This window comes from Aeromonas sp. Y289-2, from assembly GCF_027705925.1.
In the GTDB taxonomy this organism is placed as follows: domain Bacteria; phylum Pseudomonadota; class Gammaproteobacteria; order Enterobacterales; family Aeromonadaceae; genus Aeromonas; species Aeromonas veronii.
Map to the genome: position 1 here is coordinate 166,423 of NZ_JAPDCH010000002.1, position 15,159 is coordinate 181,581.

Consider the following 15,159-nt stretch of genomic DNA (forward strand, 5'->3'; position numbering starts at 1 on the left):
TGCATTACCGATCTGCTTAACAGATTATTTACTCAAGAGTGTTTATCGTGTGCCGATAGAGAACCATCTCCCGCCGTTTCTTCGTCTACGATCAAGATGATACGGGATCACATAACAACACCAAGCGCATGGAACTTGCCCAAAATGCATAACCTCTCCTTGAACTGGAAAATATTCCTCCCTCTTGCGCTGGTCATCAGCACCACCTTTGGCCTCTGCTTCGAACTCTCCGCCTGGCTGCAACGGGATCTCGCCATCCGGCTGGCAGAGGAGAAAGTTGAGGGCATGGCCAACACCTATATGGATCAGGTGAACGTGCTGATGATGACAGGTGGCATGGCCTACCGGCAGATAGTGCAGACCAAACTCAAGAGTGAAGCGGGCATCGTTGAAGCCCGTCTGGTACGCGCCTCCGCCGTCAGCAACCTGTTTGGCCCGGGTCATCCGGATCAGAAAGCGCAGGATCTCCTCGATGAGCGAGCCATCAATCAGGGAGAAGCCATTCTGGAGCAGCAGGGCAACCGGCTCACCCTGATCAAACCGTTCAAAGCCTACAAGGAGTATCGCGGCACCCAGTGCCTCACCTGCCACCAGGTCAATGAAGGAACCGTGATGGGGGCAGTGCGGATCAGTTATGACCTCAGCCACACCTTCGGCGAGATCCGCCACAACAACCTGATCCTGAGCGGCAGCCTGGCCGCCGTCTTCAGCCTCGGCTTCGGCTTGCTCTGGTGGGTATTGCAACGCTACGTGAAACACCCCCTGCGCCAGCTGCAGCTCACCATGATCCGGATGGCCAAAGAGCGCGATCTCGCCCTCCCCCTGGTCAATCACAGCCGGGATGAACTGGGCCAGATGACCCGCGCCGTCAATGACATGGTGCAGGGCTTCCGCCACAGCCTGCAGGAGGTGGAAGGGGCGACCCACCAGCTCTATCAGGAATCAAACCAGATCCGTCAGGTGGCGACCCAGACCGAAAACTCGGCCCGCCAGCAAGAGGGGATGACCACCCAGGTCGCCGCCGCCGTCAGCGAGCTGGCCGCCAGCTCTCACGAAGTGCGCGAACATGCCCGCCACAGCGCCGAGCTCTCCGCCCTCACCAATCAGGATGCCGCCGACACCAGTCGCCTCGCCCAACACTCCATCACCGACATGGGCGAGATGTCGGCAGAGATCGATCGGGTGGATCAGGTGATCCAGCAACTCGACAGCCGCTGCCTGGCGGTTGACGGCGTACTCGAGGTGATCAAGGGAATTGCCGATCAGACCAACCTGCTGGCCCTCAACGCTGCGATTGAAGCGGCCCGGGCAGGCGAACAAGGCCGTGGCTTTGCGGTAGTAGCCGATGAAGTGCGGGCCCTCTCCAACCGCAGCCGCGCCGCCAGCGAAGAGATCTCACAGATGATCGCCGCCCTGCAAAATGAGGCCCAGAGCGCAGTTACGGTGATCGGGGATGCAAAAAGCAAAGCCGATGAGAGCATCAGCAAGACCGAAGCGACCCTGGCAGCCATGCAGAACATCATCGAGCGCATCGCCCGCATCAACGACCTCAACGCCCAGATGGCGCAGTCGGCCGAAGAGCAGGACAGGGTCTGCCATGAGGTTGACAGCTCGGTAAGCGACATTCGCAACACCTCCAACGACACCCTGGGTCAGGCGCACGCCGCCAACCTCGCCAGCATCCAGCTGGTGGAGCAGTGCCAGAAACTGGAGGCGCTGCTGAAAACCTACCGTTGGTAATCCACCTCACCAACGAAAAAGCGCGACCCGAGGGTCGCGCTTTTGCTTTATGGATTCGATTTGGCCGAGCGGCAGCGTTGCTGTTCCAGCGGCGCGTTGACGATAAACAGCGCCGCCGGGACGGCTTTAACCGGCGTTGCGGGTTGCGACGGCATCCGCCAGGTTGCGCAGCAGCACTTCGGTATCGGCCCAACCGATGCAGGCATCGGTGATGCTCTGGCCGACGGTGAGTTCACACCCTTCCACCAGATCCTGACGGCCTTCTACCAGATGGCTCTCCACCATCACACCAAACACCGCCTTGCTGCCGGCACGCAGCTGACCGGCTACATCTTCGGCCACCACCATCTGGTTCTTGAACTGTTTGCTGCTGTTGGCGTGACTAAAGTCGATCATCACCTTCTGCGGCAGACCGGCCTTCTCCAGCCCCTTCACAACTTCGCTGACATGGGCCGCGCTGTAGTTCGGCTCACGACCACCACGCAGAATGATGTGACAGTCCGGGTTGCCGCGGGTCGCCACGATGGCGGAGTGACCGTATTTGGTGACCGATAGGAAGTGGTGCGGCGCACTGGCAGCGCCAATGGCATCGATGGCAACCTTGATGGTGCCGTCAGTGCCGTTCTTGAAGCCCACCGGACAGGAGAGACCGGAGGCCAGCTCGCGGTGTACCTGGGATTCGGTGGTACGGGCACCGATCGCGCCCCAGCTCATCAGATCCGCCACATATTGCGGGGTGATCATGTCGAGGAACTCGGAGGCGGTTGGCAGTCCCATGTCGTTGAGATCCAGCAACAGCTTGCGACCAATGCGCAGACCGTCGTTGATCTTGCAGCTATTGTCGAGGTACGGATCGTTGATCAGCCCCTTCCAGCCCACTGTGGTGCGCGGTTTTTCGAAGTAGACCCGCATCACGATCTCCAGCTGATCTTTCAGCTCGTCGCGCAGCGCCTTGAGGCGCTTGCCGTACTCCAGCGCGGCAACCGGATCGTGGATGGAGCAAGGGCCAATCACCACCAGCAGACGATCATCTTCGCCAGCCAGGATATTGTGAATGGCCTGACGGGATTCAAAAACGGTGGACGAGGCCACCTCGGTAGCCGGAAACTTCTCAAGCACCGCAACCGGGGGTAATAACTCTTTGATTTCACTGATACGAACGTCGTCGGTTTGATGCTGCATGACAAGGCTTCCTGCTAGATGACTGCGATTAGGAAATCTCAACATAGCCCGCGACAGGGCATGTGTAAATAGGAAATTACAGCAATCACAAAACTATTTTATATATCAATCTTGCAAGTTATTGAAATGATGCTAGGCGAAATGGAAGTGCGGATGAGGAAGGCATAAAGGCCCGCTCAGCGCGGGCCCGAAGCGTCTGTGATGACGGGTTTGTCAGTGATCAGCCACGCTGGCTGATACTGGCCAGCTTGTCGAAGTAATCCGGGAAGGTCTTCGACGTGCACTTGGGATCATTGATGGTGACCGGGGTATCCGACAGCGCCACCAGCGAGAAGCACATGGCGATACGGTGATCGTTGTAGGTATCAATCTCGGCATGCTTGAGCTGGGTCGGCGGGGTCACGGTGATAAAGTCATGCCCCTCCTCCACTTCGACGCCCAGCTTGCGCAGCTCGGTCGCCATGGCGTGCAGACGGTCGGTCTCTTTCACCCGCCAGTTGTAGATATTGCGAATGGAGGTCGGCCCCTCGGCAAACAGCGCGGCAACCGCGATGGTCATGGCCGCATCGGGAATATGGTTCATGTCCATATCCACTCCGTGCAGCGGCGCCTGCTCCGCCTCGATGAAATCATCACCCCAGGTGATGCGCGCGCCCATCTTCTCCAGCACGTCGGCGAAGTGGATATCACCCTGAATGCTGTGCTTGCCGATACCGGTAACCCGCACCTTGCCCTTGATGGCACCCGCCGCGAGGAAGTAGGAGGCGCTGGAGGCATCCCCTTCCACTAGAAAATCACCCGGGCTGATATAGGTCTGGTTGCCCTTGATATAGAACAGCTTGTAGTTGTCATGCTCGATGACCACCCCGAACTGCTTCATGATGTGCAGGGTGATGTCGATGTAGGGCTTGGAGACCAGCTCCCCCTTGATGTGGATCCTGGTATCACCGGCCGCCATCGGCGCTGCCATCAAAAACGCGGTCAGGAACTGGCTGGAAACAGAACCATCGACATGGACGTCACCGCCCCACAGCCCCTTGGCGTCCACCACCAGCGGCGGATAACCATCGTGTTTCAGGTACTGGATATGGGCACCTGCTTCACGCAGGGCATCCACCAGATGGCCGATGGGACGCTCTTCCATGCGCGGCTCGCCGCCCAGAGTATATTCACCTGAGCCGAGGCACAGGGCGGCGCAGAGCGGTCGCATGGCAGTACCGGCGTTGCCGAGGAACAGATTGACCGGCTCTTTCACCGCAAAACTGCGACCCAGACCCTGCACGGTACACTCGGTCTTGTCGGCGGAGAGCTTGTACTTGACCCCGAGTTGGGTCAGCGCAGCCAGCATATGACGAATGTCATCGCTGTCGAGCAGGTTGGTCAGACGGGTGGTGCCACGAGCCAGCGCCGCCAGCAGCAGCGCACGGTTAGAGACACTCTTGGAGCCGGGCAGATTAACCTCACCGGCCACACGAGAAATGGGTTCCAAACGCAACGAATTCATAGACTTCCTGTGCTATCTCAAAAATAAACGCCTGTCCGGACGTTAACAGCCTGCGTCCCGCTCGGCAAGGGCACTTTCAGGGGAAATCGCACGGCAAACGCCAGCGCGCTGGTTCTGTTGAAAAAAAGACGCCGGGGTATCCCCGGCGTCTTGAATCACTGCAGTAGCTGGAAGCGGCTCACGAGTTGTCACGAGAGGCCGCCAGCAGGCATGTGAGTACTCTCTTCTCAGCCGTTGCGCTTGGCAAAGCCATCCATAAAGCTCACCAGGGCCTTCACTCCCTCCAGCGGCATGGCGTTGTAGAGGCTGGCGCGCATGCCACCGACGATGCGGTGCCCTTTGAGGGCCAGCAGGCCGGCCGCTTCCGATTCGGCCAGGAACTGCTTGTCCAGCTCGGCATTTTTCAGCTGGAACGGGATGTTCATCCGCGAACGGCAGCTGACATCCACCTGATTGCCATAGAAGCTCGACTGATCGAGATAGTCATACAGGAAGTCTGCCTTCTCCTTGTTGCGCGCTTCCATTGCCTCGAGGCCACCCTGTTCCTTGAGCCATTCGAATACCAGACCGGCCAGATACCAGGCGTAGGTGGGCGGCGTGTTGAACATGGAGTCGTTCTTGGCTGTGAGCTTGTAGTCAAAAATCGAGGGCACATCGGCTCTCGCCTGATCCAGCAGATCATCGCGCACGATGGCGATGGCAAGCCCGGACGGCCCGATATTTTTCTGGGCACCGGCATAGATAATGCCAAAGCGGCTCACATCGAGAGGACGGGAGAGAATAGTGGAGGAGAGATCCGCCACCAGCGGCACCTCGCCGGTAGCCGGGATGTCAAACATCTCGATGCCGTCAATGGTTTCGTTCGGGCAGTAGTGAACATAAGCCGCATCGGCGCGAAACGCCGGGGTCGGCAGCAGGTGAGAGACCCCCTGCTCGTTCTTGGCAACCCCCTGGAAGGTCTGGATATCGCCATACTTTTTGGCTTCATCCACCGCGCTCTGGGACCAGACGCCGGTCAGCAGGAAGTCCGCTTTCTTGTTGGCCCCGCCCAGCAGGTTCATGGGTACGGCGGAGAACTGACCGCGGCCGCCACCGTGCATGAAGAGCACCTTGTAGTTGTCCGGCACCGCCAGCAGTTCGCGCAGATCCGCTTCGGCCTTCTCGGCCACCGCCATGTAGGGCTTGCCGCGATGGGAAAGCTCCATGACCGAGGCTCCCAGCCCCTGAAAATTACAAAATTCGCGCTGGGCGCGCTCCATGACTTCAACCGGCAGCATGGCGGGGCCGGCGCAGAAGTTGTAAATCTGTTTGCTCATGACGCTTTCCGTGAGTGGATGAGAGTAATCGATGACTTGTCAGGTTTTACACAAGAGCAGCCAGCGGATCAAAGGCTTTTTGGGAGCTGGCTCAACCTTTTACCGTCACTCTGCATCCCCCTTGCAGGAGAAAAAGCCCTGAACGGGTCAGGGCTTGCAAGGAACATGCACAGAAATGGCGGGCAGAGCGCATAAACGACCACAGCTCAGCCATTTCTGACAAATTTACAGTTTGGCGGTGAGCTCCGGCAGCAGGGTGAAGAGATCCCCCACCAGTCCGTAGTCCGCCACCTGAAAGATGGGGGCATCGCTGTCCTTGTTGATGGCCACGATCACCTTCGACTCCTTCATCCCAGCAAGATGCTGGATGGCGCCCGAAATGCCGACCGCGATATAGAGCTCGGGCGCCACCACCTTGCCGGTCTGCCCCACCTGAAGATCGTTGGCGACATATCCCGCATCAACGGCGGCCCGCGATGCCCCCACCGCGCCGCCCAGCTTGTCGGCCAGCGCCTCAATCAGGGCAAATTGCGCCTTTGAGCCCAGCGCCCGACCACCGGAGACCACGACCCGAGCGGCTGTCAATTCGGGCCTGCTGGAGCGCACCGCGCGGCGCTCGACCAGCCGGGTACGGCCAGCGAATTCGGGCACGGCCAAGTGCTCGATGAGAGCCTGCCCGCCCGTCGCCGCCTTGGCAAACGCGGTGGCCCGCACTGTCATCAATTTGACGGGCGCCGAGCTTGCCACTCTGGCAATGGCATTGCCCGCATAGATGGGGCGCAGGAAGGTGTCGCTGCTCTCGATAGCCGTTACCTCGGAGAGCATCTCCACCCCGAGCCGTGCCGCCACCTGTGGCAGCAACGCCTTGCCCATGGCACTCGCCGCCATCAGGCAGTGGCTGTAACCCTGACACCAGCTGGCCAGCAGCTTGTCGACCCCATCCAGCAGCCCGTCGGCCAGCAGGGGATGTTCGGCAAGCAGAACCTTGTCGACACCGCCGAGAGCTGCCGCCTGTTCACCCGCCTCGGTCAGCCCCTGCCCGAGCAACAGCAGATCAACCTGACCGCCGATGGAGCCGGCTGCGGTCACCAGTTGTGCCACGTTGTCGGCCAGATGGCCTTGATGATGTTCGGCAATGATCAGCACGCTCATGGCAGCACCTTCGCTTCGTGTTTGAGTTTGTCCACCAGCTCGTCCACCGAGCCCACCTTGATCCCAGCGCTGCGGGCTGGCGGCGCCATCACCCCGAGCAAGCGGGTCTGATTGGCCACCTCAACGGCAAGTGTCGAGAAGGGGGCGCTATCAAGCGGCTTGCGCTTGGCCTTCATGATGTTGGGCAGCGAAGCAAAGCGCGGTTCATTCAAACGCAGATCGGCGCTCACCACGGCAGGCAACGGCATGCCCAGGGTCTCGAGGCCACCGTCGATTTCGCGAGTCACCAGCAGCTCTCCCGCTTCCACCTTAAGGGCGGACGCGCAGGTCGCCAGCGGCCAATCATTGAGAGCAGCCAGCATCTGGGCCACCTGATTGTTGTCTGAATCGATGGACTGTTTGCCGAGCAGCACCAGATCCGGCTGCTCCTGCTTACACACCTTGTGCAAGGCGCGGGCAACCGTCAGCGGGGCGAGCGTCTCATCGGTGACATAATGCAGCGCCCGATCCGCCCCCAGCGCCAGCCCATGGCGCAGTTGCTCGGCGGCAGCGTCAGGGCCAAAGGTCACCACCACCAGTTCGCTGGCAACCCCAGCTTCCCGCAGCCTGACCCCCTCCTCCACCGCAATTTCACAAAAGGGGTTGATCCCCATCTTCACATTGGCCAGCTCCACGTCGGAGCCGTCTCCCTTCACCCGGATCTTGACGTTGTAGTCGACTACCCGTTTGATTGCGACCAGCAGCTTCATGGGGTCATGCCTCGTCTCTTTGGATTGAATTCATTAGTGTGCCTCTGCGTTTGTTGCAGTACGCTCTTCCCTGATTTTTTGCTTTTTCTTGCTCAGCTTTGCTTACAACTGCTTTACGTTTACGTAAACTACCAGCATTACCCTAGGCCAACCAGAGCGCAGAGGCAAGATGGAACGGGAAGCAATGGAATTTGATGTCGTCATCGTCGGCGGCGGTCCGGCGGGGCTCAGTGCAGCCATCGCCCTGAAACAGCAGGATGCCACTCTCTCTGTCTGTCTGCTGGAGAAGGGGGCGGAAATTGGCGCCCATCTGCTCTCAGGCGCCCTTTTTGATCCCGTCGCCTTGCAAGAGCTGCTGCCGGATTGCTGGCAGCAAGCGCCGCTCGGCGTACCGGTCAACGACGATCAGGTGCATCTGCTGCAAAGCGAGCAACGCTCCCTGCAACTCCCCGCCTGGGCAGTGCCGCCCCGGATGCACAATGAGGGTTGCCATGTGGTCAGTCTGGGCAATCTCTGCCGCTGGCTTGGCCAACAGGCGGAAAAACTGGGAGTCGAAATATACCCGGGATTTACCGCCAGCGAACTTATCATGGAAGCGGGCCGGGTCAAGGGGGTGATCACCGGCGATCTGGGGCTGGATCGGGCAGGCAATCCGAAAGCAGATCATGTGCCCGGCATGGCGCTTCTCGGCCGCTACACCCTCTTTGCCGAAGGGGCCCGCGGTCATCTCGGCAAGCAGCTGATCGCCACATTCAATCTGGCAAGCCCTGCCCAGCCCCAGCACTATGCCATCGGCTTCAAGGAGCTGTGGCAACTGCCTGCTAGCCAAGGCAAAGCGGGACAGGTGCTGCACGGCAGTGGCTGGCCCCTTGGCAAGCAGGGGGGCGGCAATAGTCACGGCGGTTTCTATCTCTATCACATGGAGGGGGATCAGGTCGCGGTCGGGCTGATTGTCGATCTCAACTACCAGAATCCCTGGCTCAGCCCGTTCGACGAATTCCAGCGCCTCAAGCATCACCCGCTTATCGCCGGCGTGTTGCAAGGGGGTGAACGCATCAGCTATGGCGCCCGCGCCATCACCAAGGGGGGCTGGCACGCCCTGCCCCGCATGCACTTCCCGGGCGGCCTGCTGATCGGCTGTGATGCCGGCACCCTCGACTTTTCCCGCATCAAGGGGATCCACACCGCCATGAAGTCCGGCATGCTGGCGGCAAAAACCGTCGCGATGGCGCTGCGGGGGGGCGATGAAGGGGGCCGGGATCTGGCCCAGTATGGTGACGAGCTGCACCAGAGCTGGCTGGCCCGCGAACTCAAGACGGCGCGCAACTTCGGCGCGGCGCTTCACCGCTATGGTCCCTGGTTGGGCGGTGCCTTCAACTGGCTGGAGCAACGGCTGTTTGGCGCAAACTCGCCCTTCAAGCTGCTCGATAAGGCTCACGACTACCGTCAGCTGCGCGTGGCCAGCCGCTGCGAGCCCATCAATTATCCCAAACCCGATGGCAAGCTGAGCTTTGACAAACTCTCGTCTGTGTATCTGGCCAACACCAGTCACGACGAGGATCAGCCTTGTCACCTCAAGCTGCAGGACGAGCGCATTCCGGTCGAGGTCAATCTGCCCACCTGGGCCGAACCCGCCCAACGCTACTGCCCGGCCGGGGTGTTTGAAGTGCTGGAAATGGAAGGCGCGGCCAAACTGCAAATCAACGCAGCCAACTGTATTCACTGCAAGACCTGTGACATTAAAGATCCCAGTCAAAATATCATCTGGACACCGCCACAGGGGGGCTCCGGGCCCAATTATCCGAATATGTAATGAAGCGGGGCGATAGCAACAGGCAGCCCCAACTAGCCCTCCCCCGGCCAAAGGCTGGGTTCTACCCCGCATAGCCGCTCAGGTGATCCGACCTCGCTGTTTTTTTGAACAAACAAGCTGAATCCCTGATGAATAGCCCCTGACAAGCGCGGCCCGCCCCTGTATAGTTCGCCGCATTCAGGTTTTCCATCGGCCCGATCTGCTTATCCACGGGATCGCCTTCTGCAGCGATCTAAGGCCGCATGACCTGTGCAACCATCCCTGATTACCCATGACTTTTTAAGGGGGGACAGATGATCACCGCCTACATTCTCAACAACAAGGTGCTGGATATAGTCACGCTCGGGCCTGACGACATAGTACCTGACAACACGGTCTGGCTGGATGCCTACAAGCCGGACACGGCAGAGCGAGAATGGTTGACGGGCCTGTTCCTGGAAGAGGTCCCCGACAAGGAAGAGCTCGACGACATCGAAGCATCCGCCCGTTTTTACTGGGATACCGATGGTCTGCACATTCACTCCCTGTTTCCCCAGCGGATCGGTCGTGACACCAAGGGTGTCCACGTCTCCTTTACCCTGCGCAACAACCTGCTGATCAGCATTCGTGAAGATGACATCGGGCTGGTGCGCCTGCTGCGCCACTATATGCGCCAGGATCGGCTGGAGGTGGAGGATGCCCTCGACATCCTGCTGGAGGTGCAGAACCTCAAGGTGGAGTACCTCTCCGACCTTATCGAAGATGGTTACAAGACCTTGGAAAACACCGCCGATCAGATCTTCGAGCCGGATCAGATCAACCCCATGCTCAAAGAGTTGATGGCACAGGAAGAGGCCAACGGCCAGATCCGTCTCTCTCTGCACGATACCCGCCGCGCCCTGCGTTTCCTCAAACGCAGCCTGCGCCAGCGCATGAGCCTTGAACAGAACAAGTGGATCGACGAGATGCTGCACGACGTGGAATCTCTGTTGCCCCACACCCAGTTCCTGTTCGACAAGATCAACTTCCAGCTGGAGGCCTCCATGGGGGTGACCAATCTGGAGCAGAACAAGGTGATCAAGATCTTCTCGGTAGCCGCCGTGATCTTCCTGCCGCCGACCCTGATCGCCAGTATCTACGGCATGAACTTCGGCCGTATGCCGGAGCTCGCCTGGGAGTATGGTTATCCCATGTCACTGGTGCTGATGGTGATGTCATCGCTCGGCACCGGCCTCTTCTTCAAGCGCAAAGGCTGGCTGTAACGCCGCTGACGCGCGATGCGATATCTGAAGAAACCGATTGGGGGGCATTGCCCCCCGATTAATTTGCACCACGCCCAACGCCTTGCAAAGGGCGCTTCGTCGCCCCATATCCCCTCCATCACTCAATTCAAGTGGATAACGGGCAACCATGACCCTCTACCCCGAACACCGATATGACGATCACGGCCAGTTGCGCCCGCCCCTCTGGTTCTGGCCCATCGCCCTGTTGCTGACCCGCTCGGTCTCGCTCTTTTTGATGGCAGGGGTCACCCGCGAGAGCGGCAGCGAGATCCTGACCCTCTTCTATCCAGACAAGATCACCCTCTACATCAGCCTGCTGACCGACGTGCCCGCCATCCTGGCGTTGCTCGCCTGCGGCGGCACCTATCAGCAGACCCAGAGCATTCGCGCCAGACTCCGGCGCCACAGCCCGCTGCTGCTGCTCTGCTCTGCCGTCAGCGGTATGCTGATGCAGTTGCACAGCCTCAATCTGCAGAAGTGGTCGTTCAGCTGGCCCACCGCACTGGTGCTGGTCGCCAGCCTCTGGTCACTCTGGTATCTGCTGCGCAGTCGCCAGCTACGGGAATATGCCGCAGACCAGCCCCACTAACGGGGCTGACACCTATTGACGAGTGACCCGGATCTGCAGGGTCTGGCGCTCGCTCTGGCTGCCTCGCCCTCCCTGTAGCTGGGTGCCGAGGCTGCTTCCTTGATCCTCTGAGCTGGTCGAGAGCTCCCCCACCGTCAGCCACTGGCCCGGGGCCCCGCTCACCTCGGTGGCACTCTGCCCACGATTGATGGTGCCCTGATCCAACCGCGCCTGTTCGCTGCTCAGCGCAATCTGCACCCGATCGCCAATCAAGGTAGCCGTGGCATAGAGGCCGTTCACCAGCGGCATCATCCCCACCACGGCCCCCCCGTTCCATTGGTAGAAAGTCACCGGTTGATAGGAGCCCATCTGCAGCAACACGGGACGACCCGACAGCCCCCGCACCTGCCAGCTGTCGTTCTGGCTGCGCTGGTAGTGCTGGGCGTTGCCATCGAGCAGCCACTGCCGTTTGGCCTCGTCGCGACTGATTGAGCCCCCCAGTTGCTGACCGCTGGCGACACCATCGACCCGCCACTCGATAAGCAGACTTTGCGGCGGCTGATTGACCTGCGCCAGCGTGGCTTCGGCCTCCTGCAGCTGGGCTGGCGTCCCGCTCAGCACCAACTGGTTACCCATGGCGCTGACCCCAAGCTGGGGATAGATCTCCTTGAGGGTCTGCACCGCCGCCTGCGCCTCGAAGACCGGGATCACCTTCACCTCGGCCCACAGCGACGGGCTCCACAGTCCCATCATGCAGCCAAGCCACAGCAGCGCCCTGCGGCCAACCTTGCCCATCCGAACCATTACGCTCTCCTCGTTCTCTGTGCTCTTCTCGCACTCTGTTCTCTTCTCTCTGCTTAAGGCGTAGACCTGCGCCTGCAGCCAACAGCTCAGCCCTATTCCGCTCACCCGTCGATGATGAACCCGGCGGTTGCCAAAAAACAATCGGGAATGCAGCAACTCCGTGATTTCCCACGGTATGAGGCTCTCATTCCACGCCCGTTATCGCGTAAGATAGCGCCATCATAGTTGCCCAAGCGGAATCCATCATGTTGAAACAGCTGTTGTTACTCCCCCTCGCCCTGCTGCTGGGGGCCTGCTCCCTGACCCAGTACAACGTCAGCGAGGCCGAAATCAACCAGTACCTCAAAGATCAGGTCTCTTTTGAAAAACAGCTGGGGATCCCCGGTATCATGTCGAGCAAGATCCGTCTGGATGAGATGCAGAGCCGTATCGGCCGCAAACAAGCAGATCGCATCGAGCTGGACGCCGCTGGCGACCTGCAGGTGAGCAGCCCCCTTGGCAGCCAGCAGATGAAGATCCGCTTTGCCCTGAGTGCCCGTCCGGACTATGTAGCCGATCAGGGCGCCATCTATCTGCGCGACCTTGAACTGGTCTCGGTCAAGACCGAGCCGGCCGATATCGGGGCTGCCCTCACCCCGCTGCTGCCCACCTTCAATCAGTCGCTCTCCCTGTTCCTGTCGCAAACGCCGGTCTACCGCCTCGACAGCAGCCGCAAGAACGAAGCCAGGATCAAGGAGAAGGTCGAAGCCCTCAAGGTAGAGCCGGGCCGTCTGGTCATCCCGTTCAAGCTGCTCTGATCCCCACCGCACTGGCACTTTCAGCGCAATAAACAGATAACCGTCCTCTTCGACAGCGCACATCCGGTTTAACGTGCAGCCGAATGGGGCGGTTTTTTACTTCTCAAGTCCCCGCCAACACAGCATAATGCAGACCATTCTCATTTAGATTCGTCATGAGAAGCGTCAATAATAAAACCAATGGTGAGAAGGGACATGAGAAAAAACGTACTGGTTCAGGCGATCGCCTGCGCACTGATCAGCGGCGCCGCACACGCTGCCGTCAAAGTCGAAGACAAGACATTCAATACCGCCGCCAACATGCTGGCCTATACCGAATTCGAGCTCTCCGGTGAGCCGCTGGCCGAAGCGCTGGGGCTGGATCTGGATGTGCTGGATGCCAACCGTGCCGATGAGCCGACCCCGTTCGACTTCGCTGCCGGCATCGAATCCTACGAATACTCCGAAGAGGCGATGTACGCCCTCAACTACCAATCCGGCATGGGCCCGCATCTGGTGAACGGGCCGCAAAACCTAGCTCGTGGTGGCACCATGGCCTCTCTGGGGCAACGAGTGCTGGCCATGGCCGATGCCGTTGGCTTCCCGGCCGATGAAGTGCCGCAGGGCATGTATCCCCTCTCCCTGCCCTATGCCTCCGCCAATCCGGAGTTTGCCCAGGCCGTCAACGCCACCCCGGTCAATGGCGACCAGATCACCATCAAGACCGCCAAAGGGACCGAGAAAACCGTCAAGACCCAGGTGCCCGCCTACTTCCGCGACTACAGCACCCTGCGCTGGAGCGGCAGCGACAACCTGCTGGTGCCCGCAGCGGTGGGCGGCATCCTGCTCAAAGAGGTGATGTGGTCCCAGGACTTCCTCGGCGGCATGCACGTGGCCGAGACCGATGAAGAGGTAGAAGCCGCCTCCGCCACCATGGATCAGGATGGCAAGCACAAGCTGGGCGTCTCTGCCGCCGATGGCTTCAACGGCATGATGCTGACCGAGCAATCCATCGACAAGCTGGCCATCATGCAGAACCAGCTCGGCTTCGACGGCAAGCAACTGGGCGCCAAGATCACCCCGCAGTACGATCCGGCCAAGGGCGTGATTTACTTCCCCCATCAGGTGAAAGTGACCGAAACCAGCAACAACGATGCCGGTGCCATCGGCAAGCTGGAGGTGGTGGATGGTTCCGCCCAGCTGCGCGATGCCTGGATGATGCTGTGGCCGCTCTCCGAGTTCTATGCCTTCAGCGATCAGCGCAGCGCCAACACCAACCAGAACCCGGCCTTCCACGCCGTGTTTGACGGTGCGCCGTTTGCCGCCGCACCGGCTGCCAACCAGGTCAATGACCTGGGCAAAGCGGTTGCGGGCAGCGATGCCTTCTCGCTGGCGATCAATCTCTCAAACCTCACCTTCAAGAACCTGGCAGCCCTGCACTTTGATGCCAAGGCTGGTACCCTGGTCGACAGCTGGCAGGCAGGCAAACAGGGCAAGCACGTCACCACCTTTGACGCCGCTTACGCACTGGTCGCCCTGCAGATCTTCCAGCGCGCTCAGGACGCGCTGCCGGTCGGTTACGCCGCCGGTGACAATGGCGAGCTGAACCTCAAGACCAAGCAGGGTCAAGAGGCGCTCGACTTGATCCGCAAACAGGCCGATTTCATCCTTGCCAACCTCAAGGGCAAAAATGGTCTGGTGCATGACGGCATCACGCTGGGTGGCAAGCTCGATGCCGGCCACTCCATCGATGCACAGTTCGCCGCCATCCGTGGTCTGACCGCTGCGTTCCTCGCTACCTCCGATGCCAAGTACCGCACTGCCGCCCGCGAGCTGTTCATCGCCACCGACAAGGCCTACTTCAATGCCAAGGCGGGCACCTGGCTGGCGGGTAAACAGGGTGAATACACCCCCTGGACCCAAGCTGCCATCTCCGGCGCCCTGCGCTCAGCCATGCTGAACCTGCGCAACGAAGGGGCCGAGAAGGCGCCCGAGCTGGAGCTGGCCAAGCTGACCGGTCAGTACGTCAGCTGGTTCCGTGGCACCGTCAACGGTGGCATGCAGATGGCCGAGTGGATCGGTGACTCCGGCGAGAACATCATCGAAGGTGCCGGTAGCGACACCGACGAAGATGGCGTACCGCAAGTGACTGCCGCCGGTGGCAAGCACGGCACCGCCATGGTGATGGCCGCCAAAGCGGTGGTCAGCGAATAATCCTCGCCATTCACCAGCATGAAAAAGGGAGCCAGATTGGCTCCCTTTGCATTACAGCGTCTGACACAGTTTCAAGGGC

At 60.1% G+C, this 15,159-nt stretch carries 12 protein-coding genes; 6 read left to right on the forward strand and 6 right to left on the reverse strand.

Annotation, left to right across the window (positions count from 1 at the left end; all coding sequences use genetic code 11):
• Window positions 1–144: 144 nt before the first annotated feature.
• Window positions 145–1,740 carry a methyl-accepting chemotaxis protein gene (locus OKC43_RS05060; RefSeq protein ID WP_270658487.1) on the forward strand — a complete coding sequence of 532 codons (1,596 nt, stop codon included), beginning with the start codon at window positions 145–147 and terminating at the stop codon, window positions 1,738–1,740.
• A gap of 126 nt (window positions 1,741–1,866) precedes the next feature.
• Here the strand turns inward: OKC43_RS05060 and aroG are convergent, their stop codons facing one another.
• The 5 genes from aroG to OKC43_RS05085 all read right to left on the reverse strand — a co-directional run bounded on the left by aroG (window position 1,867) and on the right by OKC43_RS05085 (window position 7,643).
• Complete coding sequence (aroG, locus tag OKC43_RS05065; RefSeq protein WP_236271216.1) at window positions 1,867–2,922, reverse strand: 3-deoxy-7-phosphoheptulonate synthase AroG; 1,056 nt, start codon at window positions 2,920–2,922, stop codon at window positions 1,867–1,869.
• 220 nt (window positions 2,923–3,142) lie between these two features.
• Complete coding sequence (aroA, locus tag OKC43_RS05070) at window positions 3,143–4,426, reverse strand: 3-phosphoshikimate 1-carboxyvinyltransferase (protein WP_005351267.1); 1,284 nt, start codon at window positions 4,424–4,426, stop codon at window positions 3,143–3,145.
• A gap of 227 nt (window positions 4,427–4,653) precedes the next feature.
• Window positions 4,654–5,742 carry a 3-phosphoserine/phosphohydroxythreonine transaminase gene (gene serC, locus OKC43_RS05075; protein ID WP_236271215.1) on the reverse strand — a complete coding sequence of 363 codons (1,089 nt, stop codon included), beginning with the start codon at window positions 5,740–5,742 and terminating at the stop codon, window positions 4,654–4,656.
• Window positions 5,743–5,967: 225 nt separating this feature from the next.
• Window positions 5,968–6,894, reverse strand: coding sequence for an electron transfer flavoprotein subunit alpha/FixB family protein (locus OKC43_RS05080; protein WP_236271214.1), 927 nt, complete (start codon window positions 6,892–6,894; stop codon window positions 5,968–5,970).
• Window positions 6,891–7,643 (reverse strand): electron transfer flavoprotein subunit beta/FixA family protein, encoded by a 753-nt coding sequence (locus OKC43_RS05085; RefSeq protein WP_236271213.1) that lies wholly within the window; start codon window positions 7,641–7,643, stop codon window positions 6,891–6,893. Before OKC43_RS05085 ends, OKC43_RS05080 begins: the two co-directional genes overlap by 4 nt.
• 169 nt (window positions 7,644–7,812) lie before the next feature.
• On the opposite strand from OKC43_RS05085, the gene OKC43_RS05090 reads away from it, so the two are divergent.
• The 3 genes from OKC43_RS05090 to OKC43_RS05100 all read left to right on the forward strand — a co-directional run bounded on the left by OKC43_RS05090 (window position 7,813) and on the right by OKC43_RS05100 (window position 11,307).
• The gene (locus OKC43_RS05090) at window positions 7,813–9,456 is read left to right on the forward strand and encodes an electron transfer flavoprotein-ubiquinone oxidoreductase (RefSeq protein ID WP_236271212.1); all 1,644 of its coding nucleotides are present in this window, start codon (window positions 7,813–7,815) and stop codon (window positions 9,454–9,456) included.
• Window positions 9,457–9,749: 293 nt separating this feature from the next.
• Window positions 9,750–10,697, forward strand: a complete 948-nt coding sequence (gene corA / locus OKC43_RS05095; RefSeq protein WP_005337059.1) for a magnesium/cobalt transporter CorA — start codon at window positions 9,750–9,752, stop codon at window positions 10,695–10,697.
• Between the two features lie 148 nt (window positions 10,698–10,845).
• Window positions 10,846–11,307: a DUF2919 domain-containing protein gene (locus OKC43_RS05100; RefSeq protein WP_270658484.1), complete on the forward strand. Its 462-nt coding sequence runs from the start codon at window positions 10,846–10,848 to the stop codon at window positions 11,305–11,307.
• 12 nt (window positions 11,308–11,319) lie between these two features.
• Here the strand turns inward: OKC43_RS05100 and OKC43_RS05105 are convergent, their stop codons facing one another.
• On the reverse strand, window positions 11,320–12,039 hold the full coding sequence (locus OKC43_RS05105) for a hypothetical protein (RefSeq protein ID WP_409010821.1): 720 nt from the start codon (window positions 12,037–12,039) through the stop codon (window positions 11,320–11,322).
• Window positions 12,040–12,335: 296 nt separating this feature from the next.
• Here OKC43_RS05105 and OKC43_RS05110 point away from each other — a divergent pair, with 296 nt between their 5' ends.
• Window positions 12,336–12,887, forward strand: a complete 552-nt coding sequence (locus OKC43_RS05110; protein WP_005337065.1) for a lipoprotein — start codon at window positions 12,336–12,338, stop codon at window positions 12,885–12,887.
• Between the two features lie 195 nt (window positions 12,888–13,082).
• Entirely contained in the window at window positions 13,083–15,080 is a 1,998-nt protein-coding gene (locus OKC43_RS05115) for a hypothetical protein (protein WP_236271209.1), read from the forward strand.
• Window positions 15,081–15,159 lie beyond the last annotated feature (79 nt).

Bases quoted from the DNA above. Each gene is read 5' to 3' on its own strand.
- OKC43_RS05060 (WP_270658487.1), top strand. From the start codon at position 145: ATGCATAACCTCTCCTTGAACTGGAAAATATTCCTCCCTCTTGCGCTG.
- aroG (WP_236271216.1), bottom strand. From the start codon at position 2,922: ATGCAGCATCAAACCGACGACGTTCGTATCAGTGAAATCAAAGAGTTA.
- aroA (WP_005351267.1), bottom strand. From the start codon at position 4,426: ATGAATTCGTTGCGTTTGGAACCCATTTCTCGTGTGGCCGGTGAGGTT.
- serC (WP_236271215.1), bottom strand. From the start codon at position 5,742: ATGAGCAAACAGATTTACAACTTCTGCGCCGGCCCCGCCATGCTGCCG.
- OKC43_RS05080 (WP_236271214.1), bottom strand. From the start codon at position 6,894: ATGAGCGTGCTGATCATTGCCGAACATCATCAAGGCCATCTGGCCGAC.
- OKC43_RS05085 (WP_236271213.1), bottom strand. From the start codon at position 7,643: ATGAAGCTGCTGGTCGCAATCAAACGGGTAGTCGACTACAACGTCAAG.
- OKC43_RS05090 (WP_236271212.1), top strand. From the start codon at position 7,813: ATGGAACGGGAAGCAATGGAATTTGATGTCGTCATCGTCGGCGGCGGT.
- corA (WP_005337059.1), top strand. From the start codon at position 9,750: ATGATCACCGCCTACATTCTCAACAACAAGGTGCTGGATATAGTCACG.
- OKC43_RS05100 (WP_270658484.1), top strand. From the start codon at position 10,846: ATGACCCTCTACCCCGAACACCGATATGACGATCACGGCCAGTTGCGC.
- OKC43_RS05105 (WP_409010821.1), bottom strand. From the start codon at position 12,039: ATGATGGGACTGTGGAGCCCGTCGCTGTGGGCCGAGGTGAAGGTGATC.
- OKC43_RS05110 (WP_005337065.1), top strand. From the start codon at position 12,336: ATGTTGAAACAGCTGTTGTTACTCCCCCTCGCCCTGCTGCTGGGGGCC.
- OKC43_RS05115 (WP_236271209.1), top strand. From the start codon at position 13,083: ATGAGAAAAAACGTACTGGTTCAGGCGATCGCCTGCGCACTGATCAGC.